15 protein-coding genes and 4 pseudogenes are annotated in these 16,584 nt (G+C 67.9%); 11 read left to right on the top strand and 8 right to left on the bottom strand.

Features of this window, described 5'->3' with window-relative positions; translation table 11 throughout:
• Positions 1 to 134 precede the first annotated feature (134 nt).
• Positions 135 to 1,298, top strand: coding sequence for a DEAD/DEAH box helicase family protein (locus CV755_RS08770; protein ID WP_109279610.1), 1,164 nt, complete (start codon positions 135 to 137; stop codon positions 1,296 to 1,298).
• Positions 1,299 to 1,494: 196 nt separating this feature from the next.
• Here CV755_RS08770 and CV755_RS08765 read toward each other — a convergent pair.
• The 3 genes and pseudogenes from CV755_RS08765 to CV755_RS08760 form a co-directional block, all read right to left on the bottom strand.
• Positions 1,495 to 2,298: pseudogene (locus tag CV755_RS08765) on the bottom strand (hydrogenase maturation protein); the annotation flags it as partial.
• 271 nt (positions 2,299 to 2,569) lie between these two features.
• Positions 2,570 to 2,977, bottom strand: a complete 408-nt coding sequence (locus CV755_RS34135) for a hypothetical protein (protein WP_153068619.1) — start codon at positions 2,975 to 2,977, stop codon at positions 2,570 to 2,572.
• A gap of 123 nt (positions 2,978 to 3,100) precedes the next feature.
• Complete coding sequence (locus CV755_RS08760) at positions 3,101 to 3,373, bottom strand: hypothetical protein (RefSeq protein ID WP_109279609.1); 273 nt, start codon at positions 3,371 to 3,373, stop codon at positions 3,101 to 3,103.
• 186 nt (positions 3,374 to 3,559) lie between these two features.
• Between CV755_RS08760 and CV755_RS08755 the strand changes: the two genes are divergently transcribed.
• Complete coding sequence (locus CV755_RS08755; RefSeq protein WP_109279608.1) at positions 3,560 to 4,432, top strand: helix-turn-helix domain-containing protein; 873 nt, start codon at positions 3,560 to 3,562, stop codon at positions 4,430 to 4,432.
• Between the two features lie 108 nt (positions 4,433 to 4,540).
• Positions 4,541 to 4,999 (top strand): hypothetical protein, encoded by a 459-nt coding sequence (locus tag CV755_RS08750; RefSeq protein WP_153068618.1) that lies wholly within the window; start codon positions 4,541 to 4,543, stop codon positions 4,997 to 4,999.
• Between the two features lie 89 nt (positions 5,000 to 5,088).
• Here the strand turns inward: CV755_RS08750 and CV755_RS37105 are convergent.
• Positions 5,089 to 5,413 (bottom strand): annotated as a pseudogene (locus tag CV755_RS37105) (IS701 family transposase); the annotation flags it as partial.
• A 160-nt stretch (positions 5,414 to 5,573) separates the two neighbouring features.
• On the opposite strand from CV755_RS37105, the gene CV755_RS34560 reads away from it, so the two are divergent.
• The 4 genes from CV755_RS34560 to CV755_RS37350 all read left to right on the top strand — a co-directional run bounded on the left by CV755_RS34560 (position 5,574) and on the right by CV755_RS37350 (position 8,975).
• Positions 5,574 to 6,341, top strand: coding sequence for a hypothetical protein (locus CV755_RS34560; RefSeq protein WP_161968624.1), 768 nt, complete (start codon positions 5,574 to 5,576; stop codon positions 6,339 to 6,341).
• Between the two features lie 523 nt (positions 6,342 to 6,864).
• Entirely contained in the window at positions 6,865 to 7,308 is a 444-nt protein-coding gene (locus CV755_RS08735; protein WP_109279606.1) for a hypothetical protein, read from the top strand.
• 21 nt (positions 7,309 to 7,329) lie between these two features.
• A complete protein-coding gene (locus CV755_RS08730; RefSeq protein WP_109279605.1) occupies positions 7,330 to 7,614 on the top strand; it encodes an HNH endonuclease signature motif containing protein in 285 nt (94 codons plus the stop codon).
• 365 nt (positions 7,615 to 7,979) lie between these two features.
• Positions 7,980 to 8,975, top strand: a complete 996-nt coding sequence (locus tag CV755_RS37350; protein WP_479681634.1) for a DUF8175 domain-containg protein — start codon at positions 7,980 to 7,982, stop codon at positions 8,973 to 8,975.
• A 106-nt stretch (positions 8,976 to 9,081) separates the two neighbouring features.
• Here CV755_RS37350 and CV755_RS08720 read toward each other — a convergent pair whose 3' ends face one another.
• Positions 9,082 to 9,576, bottom strand: a complete 495-nt coding sequence (locus CV755_RS08720) for a hypothetical protein (protein ID WP_109279603.1) — start codon at positions 9,574 to 9,576, stop codon at positions 9,082 to 9,084.
• 414 nt (positions 9,577 to 9,990) lie between these two features.
• On the opposite strand from CV755_RS08720, the gene CV755_RS08715 reads away from it, so the two are divergent.
• Positions 9,991 to 10,539, top strand: a complete 549-nt coding sequence (locus CV755_RS08715; RefSeq protein ID WP_153068616.1) for a hypothetical protein — start codon at positions 9,991 to 9,993, stop codon at positions 10,537 to 10,539.
• 214 nt (positions 10,540 to 10,753) lie between these two features.
• On the opposite strand, the gene CV755_RS08710 is transcribed toward CV755_RS08715, so the two are convergent.
• Complete coding sequence (locus CV755_RS08710; RefSeq protein ID WP_241561063.1) at positions 10,754 to 11,119, bottom strand: helix-turn-helix domain-containing protein; 366 nt, start codon at positions 11,117 to 11,119, stop codon at positions 10,754 to 10,756.
• A gap of 15 nt (positions 11,120 to 11,134) precedes the next feature.
• Between CV755_RS08710 and CV755_RS08705 the strand changes: the two genes are divergently transcribed.
• Both CV755_RS08705 and CV755_RS08700 read left to right on the top strand, forming a co-directional pair.
• The gene (locus CV755_RS08705) at positions 11,135 to 12,091 is read left to right on the top strand and encodes a hypothetical protein (protein ID WP_241561062.1); all 957 of its coding nucleotides are present in this window, start codon (positions 11,135 to 11,137) and stop codon (positions 12,089 to 12,091) included.
• Positions 12,092 to 12,219: 128 nt separating this feature from the next.
• On the top strand, positions 12,220 to 13,884 hold the full coding sequence (locus CV755_RS08700; RefSeq protein ID WP_153068615.1) for a hypothetical protein: 1,665 nt from the start codon (positions 12,220 to 12,222) through the stop codon (positions 13,882 to 13,884).
• A 270-nt stretch (positions 13,885 to 14,154) separates the two neighbouring features.
• Here CV755_RS08700 and CV755_RS08695 read toward each other — a convergent pair.
• Together CV755_RS08695 and nicT are read right to left on the bottom strand one after the other, a co-directional pair.
• Positions 14,155 to 14,396, bottom strand: a pseudogene (locus CV755_RS08695) (aldehyde dehydrogenase family protein); the annotation flags it as partial.
• Positions 14,397 to 14,529: 133 nt separating this feature from the next.
• Positions 14,530 to 15,434, bottom strand: a pseudogene (gene nicT / locus CV755_RS08690) (Nickel transporter NicT); the annotation flags it as partial.
• Positions 15,435 to 15,597: 163 nt separating this feature from the next.
• Between nicT and CV755_RS08685 the strand changes: the two are divergent.
• On the top strand, positions 15,598 to 16,497 hold the full coding sequence (locus tag CV755_RS08685; protein WP_109279600.1) for a DUF5710 domain-containing protein: 900 nt from the start codon (positions 15,598 to 15,600) through the stop codon (positions 16,495 to 16,497).
• Positions 16,498 to 16,584: the final 87 nt, after the last annotated feature.

Below are 16,584 nucleotides of genomic sequence, written 5' to 3'. Positions count from 1 at the left end.
AACTCCATTGGTTGATCAGCAACGATCCACCGCAGAGTCACACCCCCTGAGAACCGTCGCGCTGCCCTCGGAGAGGAACAGTAGTACGACGTCCCACAACACCCACGAGACCCCCAGAGAACGCCCGCCACGGCGTGTCCAGCGCTGTGATTGTCAACCGCTCGGAGCTCCTGGACCAGTGGAAGGAGCGGCTGATGCGTTTCCTGGACCTCGGGGACGGCCAGGTCGGGTCGCTTGGGGGAGGCAAGGACCGCCGCACCCACACCATCGACCTGATCATGTTGCAGACGCTGTCCCACCGCGACGCGCCCGCCGGCCTCCTGGACGGCTACGGGCTGGTCATCGTCGACGAATGCCACGCCGTGGGCGCACCGGGCGCGGAAGCGGCGATCCGCACCGCGAAGGCCCCGCGCTGGCTTGGACTGTCCGCAACGCCCTACCGTGCGGACCAGATGGACGCCCTGATCACCATGCAGTGCGGGCCCATCCGGCACGAGATCGAGGACGCCAGCACCTTCGGCAAGCACCTTGTGGTGCACTCCACCGCCTTCACCACCGACGAGCCCGGGACCGACGGCGCCTCCATCCAGACCATCTACAACGAGCTCGCAGGTGACACCGACCGCAACGCCATCATCGCCGCAGACATCGCTCACGCCACCGCGCGCGGCCGGTGCAGTCTGGCCCTGACCAACCGCGTCGAACACCTCCGCCAACTCACCGCTGCTCTCAAGCCGCACGGAATCAAGCCCCTCATCCTGCACGGCGGTATGTCTACGGCAGAGCGCACTCGGGTCCGCACCGTCCTGGCCGCCGACAGTACGGAACCTCTCGTGCTCGTGGCGATCGACAAGCTCGCCGGTGAAGGATTCGACCAACCACGCCTTGACACGCTCTTCTTGACCAGCCCCATCTCCTTCAAGGGAAGGGTCATCCAGCAGGTCGGCCGGATCATGCGCAACACCGAAGCCCGCAAGTCCCACATCGAAGCCCACGACTACCTCGACGCCGACGTCCCGCTCCTGGAGCGCATGCACCACAAGCGGCGACGCATCCTCCAACGCCGTGGTTTCGAGGTCACCTCCACCGAAAACCTGCCAACAGCCGTACCCCGCGCCGCCGTCCCCGCCCACGGCCGCCCAGCGGACAAGGCGCCTTCGCCGGCAGCGCCACCGGTGGCCGAGGTACGGCGGTGGGCCAAAGACCGCGGCATGGACGTGCCATCCCGTGGCCGACTCGGCAGCGGCATCTGGGAAGCCTGGCACGCAGCGCACGCCCCGACGCAGCCAGCCGGCTGACAAACCAGGTACGAGCGGGTGGTGGTGTGCTGCCAGTCGTCCTGTTCGCGCCAGGCGACAGAGACCCATGACGTGGCCGGGACGCGGTTCTCCCAGTCCACCCAGCGGGCCGGGACGTCGAAGGTGTTGCGTGGGAAGGCGCCGGTCTCGATGTAGCCGCCCGGGAACAAGGATTCCACCACCTGCCGGCCGCCGTTGAGGAGGAGAAGTCCCGTTGACCGCCGAGCACCAGCACGGAGGTGGGGCGCCGGCAGGCGGCCCGGTAGGCGCTCAGCAGCCGCCGGCAGTGCCGGGTGCTCATCGCGCCGCCGGGGAAGCGGAAGCGCAGAAAGCCCACTTCGCCGCGCTCCTCATAGCGGATGTCGCTGAAGGTCCGGCAGTGGGCGGGCAGTTCCAGGGGTGCGGCCATCTCCGGTACGGGCGGGAGGAGTTCACCCAGGGCGGCCGTGGCGGGCAGCCGGATGCCCGGTTCGCCGTCGGCCGTCCGGCACCGGCGCAGTTCGGGGATCCATACCGCGCCGTCCACGGTGGCCCGGCAGATCGCCCCGGCCCGGGTGGCCAGGATCTGGCCGGGTTCGCCGCGCAGCCGGTCCTCGGGGTGGCCGCCATGCAGGAACCATTCGTCGCCCAGGAGCCGGTCATGTACCCCGGGACGGGAGTCGGCGGCGCGCAGGGCGCTCAGCACGGTCTGGGTCGGCTGGGCGGTCCAGTCGATGCGGCGGTCGCTCTGCCGCATGGGCGGGCGGGCGCGTACCGGCAGGTCGTCCTGGGGCCGGGGGGTGAAGCCGCCGGAGGCGAAGCGTTCCACCGCCAGGTGCACCGCTTGCAGGGCGGCGTCCGCGACCTCACCCCGGTAGACCTCGCTCTTGCCGGCTCCGGCCGGCACGGTGAAACCGGCCTCGGCCCACACCGGCCCGGCGTCCAGCTCCGCCCGCGCCTGAAGCACCGTCACCCCCCAGCGCGGTGCGCTCTCCTGGACCGCCCAGTCCAGGGCAGACGGGCGCCACGTGCGAGACCATCCTCTCGCACAACTGGTTTGTTGTGACGGGAACCACGGAAATCTTGAGAATCCAAAGGCTCTGACCGTCCGGTATCTGGGGCATCGGTGCCCGGCCGGTGACGGCCCTTGATGGGTCTGCGCCCGCCGCCGTTGTCAGCGCGGCGGGCGGTGTGCGGGTCTGGGCGGCGGAACCGCTGGGAGCGCCGGGCGGTCTCTATCGCGGCGGACGCCCGGGCTCGCCTCCCGGGCCTGCTCCCTCGCCTCCGAGAGATCAGTATGACCAGGTCAGGCCAGTTCCCAGTCCGTTGGAAGCCGCACGGATCTTGGGGGTGGCGACTACGGCGCCCCAGGGGATCGAGCCGCCACCGGACTGGCCGCAGCCGATGTTGTGCCACTTCTTGTCCTGATAGCTCCATGCCTGTACGCATACTTGGGCCATGGAGCCGGTGTTCACGCTCCAGGTGAAGCCCTTGCGGGATCCGGCGGAGCCGTAGACGGCGCAGTTCCCCAGTGACTCTGGGCCCCATCCTGTTCCGGGCGGCGCGTAGGCTTGGCCACCGCAGCGGATTTTGGGTGCTGCCGGGGCTGCCTGTGCCGTCGTGGAGGTGACGAGCGCGCAGGTGACGACGGCGGCCAGCGACAGCGTCGTCAACGCGAGGCGTTGTGGCCTGAGTTTCATATGTCTCCCCTTTTGTGGCTGAACAAGCGTGGCGTGATGCAGACCGCGGAGCCGCTCTTCGGGCCGGTGGTCAGCGTCCTGCGTCGGTGGGTTGTTCCTGTGCTTGGCTCGAAGGGATGCCGCTTACCAGACGATCAAGCGGTACCAAGGACGGTCGTCGTTGGGTTCGTGGACGGCAACGCACTTGTAGCTGCTCCATTCGCCCAGGAACTGGCCCCACATGCCGTTGCTCTCGCAGCCGAAGGCACTGATGTAGTCGCCGATGACCGTCACGGAAGCAGTGGCGGACCTGCTGTGGGCAGTATGGGGTGAGGCAGTGGCCGCCGAAGCCGTGCCGTACGTCGCGGCGGACAGGACGGCCGCGCCGAGCGCGGCGGTGATCAGACGTCGTTTCATCCGTTCTCCTGATGGCGAGCCGAGGACACTGTGGCCGCCCCTTGGTGCCCCGATCGAAGGGCCGGGCTGGGGCGTGTGAGAGCACTTTGGCCAGGTGCCGCCTACACCAGCAACTGCCCTTGCTGCCAGGCTGAACAAGACTTAACAATGCGCGCGGCACCGAGTAGCTGAGGCGGGGGCACGGGTATGGCGGGACGCAAACGCGGTGAACTTCAGGGCACCGGTGCCCAAGCGGAACTGGCGATGCGGCTTCGAGACCTGCGCGACGCCTCAGATTTGACACTGCGGCAGCTCGCCGCGAGATCCGGCTTCTCGACAGCTTCCTTGTCGGTCGCGGAAAGCGGCCGGCGCACGCCGAGCTGGGCGGTGATCGAGGCGTTCGTCGGGGCGTGCGGCGCAGACGCTGCCCAGTGGCGGCAGCTGTGGGAAGTGGCTGCGCAGTCCGCCTCAGCCGGCAAGGAAGCCACCACGACGCCCCCAGCGGCGAGCGCGGTAGAAGACGTGCACGCCGCTGGCGTCCGGCCGTACAGGAGGTTGCTCAAGCGTCGCGGCGTCCTGTCCCTCGTGGCGCTGTTTGTAGTGGTATGTGTCTCGACGCTCGGGTGGGTGTTGATCGGCAGTTCCGGTCATGCGCCCGCCCCGGACGAATCCGCTGCCCCCTCCCGATCCGGCTTGCCGATCGCGGCCCGTCCGGCACATGACGACACCGACCCCTACCACGAGGGCTGCAACACCGACCAGAAGCAACTGGACTGGCAGCCGGTCAACCGCGCCGACGGCTCACCATTCGGCACCCTTCAGCTGCGCGCATCCAAGGCCTGCCAGGCCGCCTGGGGGTACCTCGCCGGGCCGAACAGCAAGGCCTGGACCATTCACATCACCGTCCATCGCACACCTGGGAACATCAGCATCCCGTGGCACTTCAGCGGCGACACCCAGCCTGGTTCGTGGAGCAACGTCCTGTCCACCCGGAAAGGCTGCGTATGGGTCGAGGCCTACGTCGTCGACACCCACGGCGAAGGACCACACGCCCGGACCGCCTGCTTCCAAGCGCCCTGACCTCAGAAGCGATGCACATGTTCGGTGAACCGCAATTGGACGCGCTGTTCCCAAGGAGCGCCACCCCTCCTCCCCTATTTGACAGCCGCACGAGGGAAGGGCGGGGTGATGGCGCAGCTGTTGGCCCGGCAGGAGTTTGAGGTTTTCGTGACCTACCACAGCTTCGGGCTCCAGGAGAGCGACGAGTCGAACGTACCGGTGCCGTACCCCGACGACCCTCCCGAGTACGGCCGGTTCCTCCACATCCGGCCCGGACGGATGGACTTCTTCAGCGCCGGCCATACGCACAGTGCCCACGTTGCTGTGGAGACATGGGATGGTGCCCCACCGGTGGACGACACACGCGGATGGGAAGAACAGGAGGAGGGCACGCTGACGACGGCCGGCGGTGAGCTCGTCTTCTGGGACATGGGCCGAAGTGAGGACGTGGTGCACCTGGGCGAGACCGGCGGGGCCTGGGGTGTGCGCGTGGCGTCCTCAGGGCGCAGCGAAGTGGCGTACCTGGCGGAGCAAGGGGAAGACGCGGACAGCGTCGAACAGTACTTACTGCAATTCTGGCGCAAATAAGCGGAGGGGCAAGGGAGACCGCCCCTCCGTTCAATCAGTCGACCTGGACGACATGACTACCGGTAGTTCGTTAAACCCGGCGGCAGAGATCAAGCGGTCTTCCGGTGCTGACGGCGTCGAGCAGGGCATGGAACTCGGCGGGCGGGCCTTGTCTGTCCAGGCTCGCCACCAGTGTTGCAGGGTGACAGCCGGGGCGAGCCATGAACGGGCCGCGCGTAAGGCCCTGGGCCAGCAGGGCAGTTGGGGCGGGTGGGACTCGGATGGTCCCCCTCTCTGGCCGGTCGTCGGGGCAGGCATCCGGCGCTGAGGTGTCCAGGGGCCCGGGTGGGGCGAACCACTGGTCCCAGCAGAAGGTAAACGCGAAGTTGACCAGGGTCTGGTGGCGGCGGAGGCCCGGTCGGAGCGGACTTGGAAGCCCCCAACCTCACGCCCGGGTAAGCCGGTTGGTCTCCGGCCAGGATCACTAGGGAGTCTGCACCGCCCACTAGCGCCGTGACCTTCCCCACCCCTGGCAGTTAGGTCAGCGTATGAGTACCCGGTCATATGACCGGCAACGACGGTGAAGGGAAGGCTTGTGAGGAACGCTCGGCGGATTGCGGCGGCTGCCGCGATTGTTGTCGCCACTCTCGGGGTCGGCTGTGGGACCGCCTCGGCGACCGAGGCCCACCACGGGGACATCGTGTACATCTACTGCGATAACCCGTCCAACGCCAGCCTGGTCGATGCCTCAGGAGGCGCCGCGCTGCTGCGCCAGTCCCAGGACCTGCTGGGCGTCGGCATGGGCGGCCACGGGTCCGGCGGCTCAGCAGGCGGCGGCTCCGGCTCGGGCGGTGACGGCACCAGCGGCAACGGCACCGGCGGCCAATCCCAGGGCGGGGCCGGCGGTTCCGGTGACGGCGGCGTCAACTCCTCCGGCAGCGTCGGAGTTGGTGTCGGTCCAGGTGCCAAGGGTTCCGGAGGCAAGGCTTCCAGCTCCGGCAAGGGCACGGGCGGCAGCGGCGGCCAGTCCACGGGCGGCGACGGATCGAGCGGCGCCGCCACCGGTGCGACCGGCTCGGGTGGCAGCGGCTCCGGGGGCGCCGGCAAGGGTGGCGCCGGATCGGGCGGAGGCCAGCAGCGCCAGGGTTCCGGAGCCAACGGAGGTAAGGGCGGCAGCGCCGACCTCAACAACGTCCAGCAGGCCACCAACAACCGGTGCGGACAGAGCACGGACACCGACGCCCACAGGGCGATCGACAACAGCACCGCCATCGACAACAGCACGGCCATCGACAACAGCACGAAGATCGACAACTCGGTCAGGAAGACGCACGTGCGCAGGAACACCACCGGTCTTCTGTAGCGGCGCACTGCCTACAGGCAGCTGCGCCTCATAGGCTCGCGAGGGCGGGCGGGGCCGATGGACCGGACACAAAAGCCATCGGCCCGCCCCAACTCGCGACACCGCGCAACCGGTCCTCGGCCCCGCCGACGAAGGCGAGCCGAACTGGCAGCATGTACCTGCCGACTCCCCCAACGCCCGCCTGACCCAAGGGAGAGGTGCGCCGCACCCAACCGGCAGAGTTCCCGGTTCGAACCCGGGGGCGGGCACACACTTTCACTGCGTCAAATTGATCCCGCTGCCGACGTCTTCCAGAGCCCCGCGCTTTCTGTTGCACTGAGCGCGTAGGTTCGCCAGCTTCCGCGGAGGGGAGACGTCGATGTCTTCCGAACAGCCCGTACCTGATCCTCCCAAGGTGCCACCGGCCCCGCCCGCGCAGAGCTACCCGCCGCGCCCCATGCAGCCCCCGCCGGGATGGCGACTTGTTCCGGGCACGAGGACAAGCAGCCACACAGCGAGCGCACGGCCTGGAATCGGCTGGGCTGTGGCAACCGTCGCAAGCGCACTGCTGACACTGATCACCCTGTGGCTTCCCTGGGCGACCCAGACGGACGAAGACGGCCGTACCACCGATCATGTGACCGCTCTCAACCTCTACTCCGATACCTGCGGGAAAGGCTGCTCCGACCATGTGCTGAACCTGTGGGGCGTGCTGATCGCCGCCGTGTGCGTCCTGGCCGCACTGCTGGCAGTGCTATGGCTCATCGTCGAACAACACGCCCTGCTCACGGCGGTGGTATGGCTGGGTGTCACGGCCCTCGCCCTGGTGGTCCTGGACGCCGTGATCGTCCTGTCTGACGCTCATCAGCACGAAAGTCACGCACCCTTGTCCTACAACTACTCCCACCACATCTCAGCCGGGCCGTTCGTAACCTTCTTCGCCGCGCTCGCTCTGCTCGTCACCGCAAGCAGAGCGCGCCACAGCTGAGCACGAACGAGGTGATCGGCCTTGCCCTGGCACACCAGCAACCAGGCCGCCCGCCTCCCGGGCAACTGGTCAGTCATCCGGACCCACGTCCTGTCCCGTGACCCGGTGTGCCGCATCTGCGGCGTCCGCCCATCAACCCAGATCGATCACATCAAGGCCATGACCGACGACCACCGCGACCACGCCCTCCAAGGGGTCCGCTACCCCTGCCACGCCCAGAAGAGCGCCCAGGAAGGGGCCGCCGGACGCGCCCAACGGCCCGGCCAACGACGCCCCGACGACGACCACCCCGGACAACTGTCGTAGCCCTCTGTAACTGCCCCCTGGGGGTGGTCCCCTCCCGGCACCGCCCCAGGGTCGATGGGCAATGCACTCGCCCCCGTGTACGGGCCTCCGAGGCCGTGTGTGGCTGGCTCCTACGATTAACGTTGCCCGTGCATCACGCACCTTGCCGTTAATCACGGTGGTCTGCCGAGGTCGTGAGGCAACGCGCGGGAGACCTCCCGCCTGGACGAGTGACCCGCCATCACGGCGGCCGAAGGCGCACCTCATAGTGCTCCACCTCCTGGCACCCGTCATGAGACGGGTCGGCCGAACAGCCAACCACCGCAGTCGCTTCCCCCCAGTGGCAGGGCACCCCAAGCCCTCACCCAGGTCTGGGCGGACTGCACATGCGTCAGCCAACTGGTCGACTGGGCGCGTTTGCCGTGGGTGACGGCGGAGACGGGTGCGGATATGGCACTGGAACCGACGAAACTGAGGAGGGGTGTTCACGAGTGCACCTGGCGTGCGACAACGAAGCGTGCTGGAGATCGCTTCCCAATCGGCTGGAGATCGCTTCCCGGCCCTGGGCTGATCGTTTCCTGTTGAGCCTGATCCTTCTATGCTCGGCCTCGCGCTTTGACCACAACAGGGAGGGGGGTCTCGTGCGTCACGTTCGGCGTGGGTCACGCTCTCGCGCATGGGTGCTGGCAGCGGGGTTGATGCTATCCGTGGCTGGGTGCGGTGGCGGTGAGACGGTTTCTCACGCGGGGGGCGGTGGTACGCCAAGCCACGGGCGCCCCCACACAGCCGCCCCGTCCCACGTCGCCCAACCCACCCCTGGCGGCAGCCCGGCCGCTGGCAACGGCTGCGGGCTGACCGACACCAATCAGACCCCGCCCACCAGCACGCCCAAAGACGTCACCTGGCAACTCATCAAGGGCGACGCGATGCCCGTCTCACCGAGCGCCGGCCCGGGTAGGATCGAGGGCCCCATCGCCCGCTGCTACGCCCACACGCCTCTCGGCGCACTGATTGCTGCCTCGCAGATTGGCGACCGGCTGGGTGTGGCGTCCAACCGCGAAGCAATCGAGATCCTCAGGCGACAGGCCATCCCCGGGCCGGGCGTAAACAACAACCTTCGACTACTGGCCGGGCCCGAGGTGAATGACGGCAGCAGCGACGGGCAACTGGCAGGCTTCCAGTTCGTCGACTACACCCCCGACATGGCCGTCATCAACCTCGCCAACCGGTTGACCGACGGCACCTTCAATGCCGCCACCTTCACGCTGAAATGGCTCGACGGGGACTGGAAAATCAAGATCCAGGACAGCGGGGCAGACAGTTCCAGCGTCTCCCAAGTCACAAGCCTGGCCGGGTACGTGCCCTGGAGCGGTGTCAGCTGAGTGGCCGCTGTTCACAGGGCCTTGCCGACCAGTGAAACGGACAGACCCGCAGCTGGCAGGGTGCCCGTCGCTACGGTCGGTGGCCGTCTGGTCGGCCCGGCCGGCCTCAGCTGGCCCGTACGTCGTTGCGGATCGCGTTCACCTCGCGTGCGAGAGCGTCGAGGTCCACGTCATCGGGACGGACCTTCGAGAGCAGAACTTCTCTTACCGTCGCAACCGTGGCGGCGTCCGCCCACGTGCACTCCGCATCCCATCCGTGGTCGCCCACGTCAGGGTGTGTCACATAGATCACACGGCACTGCAGCGGCTCTTGCGAGCCAGGCGGGGTGATCGTGCGGGGACCGGACACGGTGCGCGGTTCGTTGTCCCGGCGGTCCAGGATCTGCAGAAACTCGTCGCGCGCTGTCACCGGGCTCAGGACAGTGCCATACACACCCGTGACCGTCAGGAGACCCGCCTGCTGTTGGGACACCACCTCGTATGCACCGAAGACGGGGGTCGGATGCTCGACCTGGCCCGCCATGAGGTCAGCGAGAGCTTGCTCTGGATCAGCCGCATCATGGTCACGCCGGTAGTGGCCGTGCGCCAGGGACTCCGGCATGACCAGCCGGTGATACACCGTCGGCCGTGACGCTGGAGCTGCGGGTCCCGCCCCCGAGCCGGAGCTGCCTCCGCATCCGGTTGCCACCGTCGCTACCGCTGCTACGACGCCCGTCCATCTCTTACGCCCCACCACAGCACTCTCCACTGACGCAGCAGAAGTTGACCATGACAGCTTGGCAGACAGGCCGGTCAGGATGAGGGCCGGTGGTAACCGCCAACTGTGTTCCTGAAATGGCCCTGGCTCGCGGCAGGGATGCGCCCGGGCTGTTGCTGTTGTGGCTGATCTCCCCCTGTCGGCTCAAGGGCGGTAACGAGCCGTGGTCCGGCAGTAGTTGTCGTTTGGGATCATTAGCGATCACTGTCTGCGATCTTGATCGTGGTCCCCTTAGGTTTGCCTGGGGCTTCGACTGTCATGGAAGCCCTGTTGTTGGCAGCGGGTGATTTCAGGGGCGGTATGACGTCGCTGTTCGAGCGTTTGGACACGGAAGAAGCCATCGTGCGTGGGGAGTTGTCCGTCCTGCGCGAGAAGCTCGCGGTGGCGGAGGAACGGCTGGCCCACTTGACCATCACCCGGGAGACACTGCGGTCGCTCGTGGGCGACGAACCTCCTCGTGAGGATGCTGCAGTGGGCCCGGAAGTCTGGTCCTCACCCGATGACGCCTCCTTCACCACTGCAGATGACGCGGTCGCTGAAGAGCCCGTTGCGAAGCCCGGGCCTTTGCGGTGGGAGGTGGCGCGTGAGCGGATGCTGGTGCTGCTGGCGGGGGCGGGGAGGGCCATGAAGGTGCAGGACATCTCTGCCGCGATCGGTGAGGACACCTGTGTTGCCCGGCGGGTGGAGACCACGCGTTCCCGGCTGAAGCGACTGGTGAAGGAGGGCCGGGTAGTCGAGGGCCCGACAGCGTGGTTCGCGATCGCACCTTCTGCCGGTGAAGAGGGAACGGAGGCCGCCATGGGCTGATGAGACGTCCGCCAGTTGGCCTTCGTGCCGCGTCTGGCGGCGAAGAGGCTGGCACCGCCGAGAGTAGAGCTCGGCGGTGCCGGTTGCTCGAGTCCCCTGCGAAGGTGGCTCTCGCATGCCCTGACAGTAGTGGAGATCATCTCGCTGGTGGGTGCGGAGCCGCGAAATCGTCATGCCCGGTCGCAGTTGTGCGAGTCCGGGTGCGAATCGAGGCTCATTGTTTGCTCTTCCGGACGGTTACGGGCCCAGTCGGCCACAGGTGAACTCCGGTAAAGGCGGTCAGCCGGGCGATGGTTGCCACGTCGGGCCAGGATTTACCAGCCAGCAGATCGGCGATGGCCTGCCGGTTGACCCCGGATCCGGCCGCCGCCGCCCGCAGGCTCAGGCGTCGTTCGTCCATCGCGCGGGCCAGGTGTCGGGCGATCTGGCGGACGGCCTCGGCTCCCGCATCCGCGGCTCCCGCATCCGCGCTGGACACGTCGGGCCAGGCTTCCGGATCGTGGGTCATCTGCCGCGGGGGGCGTGCGCGGGCGCGTCCGCCGACCATCCACGCACCATCCTTTCCGTTGAAGTCGATCAATCCGCAGACGGCTGCTTGTCCAGCCGCTATTCGTGGACCGTGGTCCTTGATCCCGACACATCCGCGAAGATCAGCCGCTACCGGCCGCGTCAAGCCCCGCCCGTCTGGGAGGATGTCGCGCCGCTGGTCAGAGCGGTGGTGACAGCCGCGGTGCACGCCGTTCCTTACGACGTGGAACGGCTTTTGCACGTCACCGCGTCCTTGGCCGTCTGGGCCACCGTGGCAGGACATCCCAAGGATCCGGATGCGTGGCTGCGCAACGAGGTCATCGACGCCTACGTCTTGTCCAGAGCCGCAGGCCTGCAACCGGCTTCGATCCGGACCTACCGGACCTGGCTCCTGCGGGTGCGCGATGCCCTGGCATGGAGTGAGCGCGGGGAAGCTCCACCTGCCCGCCTGCACGCCGACACCAACCCGCACTCTCCTTACAGCCAGGTGGAGTTGGCGGGTCTGCGGCATTGGGCTGTGCATCTTCGCGGGCAGCAGCGTTCGGACGCTCTGGCGCTGCTGGGGCTGGGGGCGGGGTGCGGTCTGCAGCCGAAGGAGATCGCATCCAGCCTCGGCTGCCATTTGCGGCGCCGTGGTGAGGGGCACGGGCCCTTGGTGCACACCGGGGTCACCCGCGAGCATCCGCTGGCCGTTCATGCCGGATGGGAGGACACCCTGGAGGAACTGGCTCGTCAGGCTGGCGACGAGTACTTGTTCCGGCCCCGTCGCACAGTCGAGTACGCCAAGAACCTCATCAGCTCCTGGTCGCTTCTGCACCGCCCCCCGGACGGTCTGCCGAAGGTCTCGGTGGGGCGTCTGCGGGCAACATGGATCGTCCGGCTGATGGCCACCGGGCTCGGGCACAACCTGATCGCCAAGGCTGCGGGTCTGGCTTCTGCTGCTTCCCTGGCCCGCTATCAGCACCATGTGCCGCCTCTCGATGACGACACCGCAGCCCGGCTTCTGCGAGGCCCCAGGCCATGACCGTCCCCCGCTCCTGGCGGGACAGCAAGAAGATCAGGCATTGCCGGCCACCTCCGGTGACCAACGCACCAGCCCGGATACCCGACTCCAAAGTCGGCCAGCTCGATGCGCTCCTGCACAACAGCGGAGTGCTCGGCCTCATCGATGCCGAGCTGGCCGGCCGCCCTGGCCCGGTTGGCCTGCCGGTGCGGACGGTGCTGGTTGGCCTGCTGCTGTCCCTGCACTACCACCACAGCGCCACCCTGGCCGATGCCTGCCGGGTCCTGCTCGACGAGCTCACCCCCACCGCCCAGAACTGGCTCGGCGTCAGTGACAGGGACCTGCACGATCCGCACGCCCGGATCGCGTTTTCCCAACGTGTCTACCGCACCTTCAACAGGCTGACCAGCACTCTCGATCCACACAGGTGTGACAGGCGAAGCCGCCTGCCGTTTGAGATGGCCGCCGAGCACGCCGCGGCCTGGGAGGACACGGACGCAGAACACCTCCGGCGCCGGAGTCTGCTGCAGGAGATCAGTGACCGCCTGGTCCAGGTCACCGTCCGCCTGGCCCTCAAACGCGGCCTGTTCAAAGGCTGGAAGGGCGACATCGGCGTCGACACCACCGCCATTCCCGCCTGGCACCACCCGCCCAGCACCCGGCGCGACCGGGCCTCGATCGAGGTCACCGCCGGCTGGCATTTCAGCGCGGGCTCCACCGAGGGCGTCTTCGGGCACAGCGCGACCCTCCTCGTCGCCGCCAGCCGCCGCCACCCCACAGGTCACCCGCGCGAAGGCCGGCGCGTCAGCTCCCACCCTCAACTCGCGCTCGGCTTCGTGCTGGACACCCCAGGCAAGCGCATCGGCCCCAACGCGATCCACGCGCTCAAGGCCCTGACCCCGCTCGGCCTGCCGACCGGGGTCCTGGCCGCCGATCGCGCCTACACCGACCAGACCACCGCCCACTTCGCCCAGCCCGCACGCCAACTCGGCTACCAGCTCGCCCTCGACTACAAACAAGAACACCGAGGCATCCAGGGCACCCACCTCGGCGCACTCCTCGTCGACGGCACCCTCGCCTGCCCCGCCATGCCCACCGCCTACGCGCACGCCACCACAGGCATGGACGACAAAGCCGTACGCGAACCGGATGACCATCTCCTCCAACTCCTTGCCAAGCGCGAACCGTTCTTCCTCAAGCTCAAGCAAGCCGCCGACGCACGCGGCGCCATCCGGCTGCAATGCCCCGCCGCCGGCACCGCACCCACGGTCACCTGCCCACGCTTCCAGCGACTCCACCGCGCTCCGGCAGCGAAGCCGAAGGCCGTGGACCTCACCAGCCTCCGCGCCACCGCCGCCCACACCGCGGCCAAACCCATCGTCCCCGTCGAACCCGCCAAACGCCTGCGGCCCCTGCCCCAGGACGAGCTCCCAAGGATCTGCCAGAAACCGACCATCACCATCCACCCAGGCGACCTCGGCCAGCGCGAGAAGTTCCGGCAGGACTTCCGCTACCTCAGCGGCCCATGGCAGGACGTCTACAAGCCGATCCGGGCCAACAACGAAGGACTCAACGGACGCGCGAAAAGCCACCGCATCAACCTCACCGACGCCAGCAAACGCCTCGCGCACGGCCGCGTCGCCCAGACCATCCTCATCGCCCTGATGATCTGCACCATCAACCTGCAGATCCTCCACGACTGGCACCTCACCACCGGCGCCCCGCCGCACTCCACCGACAATCACCCAGGCCCAGGCAGCCACCACATCGCACCGGTCCAGCCAGCCAACAGCGGAATTCCACCGCCGCGTTGAACACCGCAACAGGGAATTCCTGAAGAACGCCCTATGCCGCCGCGGCCCGCGTCCCGCCCAGCGGACATCCCGGCATGCCCTCCGCACCCGGAACCACCCCCGAACCCGCACTACCGGCCAGCCGAGCACCCGCCCCCAGAACCGCCGAGTTCGCAAACGACCTCGAACAAACCCCAGAAACGACGAGATCCCGTCCGATCAATCAGATCGGACGGGATCTCGTCAAGTGCCCCCGAGCTAACTCGAGAACAGTCGTGAGGACGGCGACAGGGGATTCTCAAGGAGGTTATCGACCGGTTCCCTGGCGTCATTGACAACGCTGAGGACATCAGCCGGAAGACCCGCCTCCGAGAACAGTTCCGCGAGCTGGAGCGGAACGGAGAGGCCGCGCTCGGAGGACCTGAGGCTGAAGGCGTTGCCCAGGCCAGGACCGGGGCGGACTTCCAAAGCGGGATCACCGCAGGGTAGTTGAACGGCGTGGTCCCGGCGACTGCGCCGAGACGCGCGCGCAGTAACCGGTCTCTCGACGGCCACAGCGAGAGCCGATTCGGCCTCGGCCCAGTCCATCCCGCATCACGGGCCCGGACTTCACCGCTGGTGACGGACACCGGCGTCGGTGTCCGTCACCAGCAGTGCGTTCTCTCGTCAGTCCACGGCCGGCTCACCGGGCTGGGTGTGTGCGGTCGATCTCTCCTCGATGCGGGCGAACCTCCAGACCGCCAGGGCGACGATCCAGGTCATCACGAACAGCCCGACGATGACAAACCCGATGATGTTCAAGTCCAGACTGCTGACCCAGTCCCAGAACGCCCCGTGGAGCCCGAGCTGGTCGGCGAGCAGGCCCAGCAGCTCGACGGTGCCGATCAAGAGGGCGACAGCGACGGACAGGCCGGTGATGGTGAGGTTGCAGTAGACCCTGCGCACCGGCTTGGAGAAGGCTCAGCCGTAGGCGAAGTACATAAACGTGCCGTCGATGGTGTCCAGCAGTTACATGCCCGCCGCGAAGAGGATGGGCAGGCAGAGGATCGCGTACCAGGGCAGTCCGGAGGCCGCGCCGGAGCCGACCAGCACCAGCAGGGCGACCTCGGTGGCGGTGTCGAAGCCGAGGTCGAACAGCAGGCCCACCGGGAACATCTGCCCCGGCTTGGTGACCGACTTCATCACCCGGCCCAGCAGACGGTTCATAAAACCGCGGTTGTTGAGCTGGTCCTCCAGCTCCGCCTCGTCGAAATGACCGGCCCGCATGCGCCGGAAAACCTTCCAGATCCCCGCCAGGATCACCACGTTGATGATCGCGATGACGTACAGGAAGCTGCCGGAGACGATGGTGCCGACCAGGCCCGTTGACATCGTGCAGCTGTGAGCCGTCGTCCGACACCGGTCCCGCCAGCTGCCGGACGCCGAGGGAGAGCAGGAAGGCCAGCGCGAACACCACGGTGGAGTGGCCCAGGGAGAACCAGAAGCCGACCGAGAGGAGCCACTGTCCGGAGTGCATGAGCTTGCGGGTGGTGTTGTCGATCCGCGATGTGGTCGGCGTCGAAGGCGTGCTGTCCTGTATGGCTTGACTCTGCATATGTCAGCTCTAAGCTGCATGCGATCTTGCATCGGTCAGCGTGACCGTGCATTGTGGGGCGGGGTTGGCCAGTCGTGGTGCGTGCGTTAGAGGTGGCGTAGCCCTTGTATCGCCTCGAAGAGCGTGTGGGGGGAACAACGGTGGTCGAGCGCATCTGGCTGGATGTTCCGTACGCGGAGAAGGACCAGGCGAAGGCGGCCGGGGCCCGGTGGGACCCGGCCGCCAAGCGCTGGTACGCGCCCCGCACGGGCCTGACCGCGCTTCAGCAGTGGGCGGCGGCTCCGGATGTGCCGGACCTGCTGCCCGGCGAGGACCGCACGCTGGGCCAGGGCCTATTCGTCGACCTGGTGCCCTCCAGCTGCTGGTTCACCAACGTGCGCTCCTGCGTGGCTCCTCGGGACTGGGAACGGCTCCGCCGGATGATCACCCGGCGGGCCGGGATGCGATGCGAGGCCTGCGGGGCCAGTGAGGACCGGACGGCCCAGCGGTGGCTGGAGGCCCACGAGCGGTGGGTGTACGACGACGCCGCCCACGTCCAGCGCCTGAAACGGTTGATCTGCCTGTGCACCGACTGCCACACGGTCACCCACTACGGATACGCCCAAGTCCGCGGCCTGGAGTCGAAGGCCTTCGCCCATCTGGTCAAGGTCACCAAGATGGACGGGGCGACGGCCCGCCGCCATATCGACGCCGCGTTCGCAACGTGGCGGCGCCGCTCGCAGGTCGCCTGGAAGCTGGATCTGAGCATCCTCACCGACGCAGGAATCACCCTCCAACAGCCGCCCAGCGCAGACAAGCGTCCCGGCATCGCCGCAGCGACGCTTGCCGCTGAACGCGGTCTTCCCCGACCGGCCCCCGCCTCTCCTGACGCGAAGGCGGTCGCAGCGAGAATCGCCGTCGAACGCGGCACCGACCTGCCCGCTGCCTCCCCGGCAGAGCCCCCGGTACCGGGCCGCCTGCCACGTCCAGCGCCTGCGGTGACCACCCCACGCGAGGACTCGCCCTCATTGCTACGACGCTTCTTCCGCCGGGGAACCTGAGCCGGCCCGGGCCTGCGGGGACCCGCCGGGCCGGTGAACCGTGGGCCTGTGGTGGGTCCGGCACCGCACACATCCACCGCTCCCAGT

Source organism: Streptomyces orinoci (assembly GCF_003121295.1).
In the GTDB taxonomy this organism is placed as follows: domain Bacteria; phylum Actinomycetota; class Actinomycetes; order Streptomycetales; family Streptomycetaceae; genus Streptomyces; species Streptomyces orinoci.
This window is presented reverse-complemented; position numbering and strand designations above follow the sequence as displayed.

Bases quoted from the DNA above. Each gene is read 5' to 3' on its own strand.
- CV755_RS08715 (WP_153068616.1), top strand. From the start codon at position 9,991: ATGGAAGCCCTGTTGTTGGCAGCGGGTGATTTCAGGGGCGGTATGACG.
- CV755_RS08750 (WP_153068618.1), top strand. From the start codon at position 4,541: ATGGCGCAGCTGTTGGCCCGGCAGGAGTTTGAGGTTTTCGTGACCTAC.
- CV755_RS34135 (WP_153068619.1), bottom strand. From the start codon at position 2,977: ATGAAACTCAGGCCACAACGCCTCGCGTTGACGACGCTGTCGCTGGCC.
- CV755_RS37350 (WP_479681634.1), top strand. From the start codon at position 7,980: ATGCGTCAGCCAACTGGTCGACTGGGCGCGTTTGCCGTGGGTGACGGC.
- CV755_RS08720 (WP_109279603.1), bottom strand. From the start codon at position 9,576: ATGCCGGAGTCCCTGGCGCACGGCCACTACCGGCGTGACCATGATGCG.
- CV755_RS08755 (WP_109279608.1), top strand. From the start codon at position 3,560: ATGGCGGGACGCAAACGCGGTGAACTTCAGGGCACCGGTGCCCAAGCG.
- CV755_RS08760 (WP_109279609.1), bottom strand. From the start codon at position 3,373: ATGAAACGACGTCTGATCACCGCCGCGCTCGGCGCGGCCGTCCTGTCC.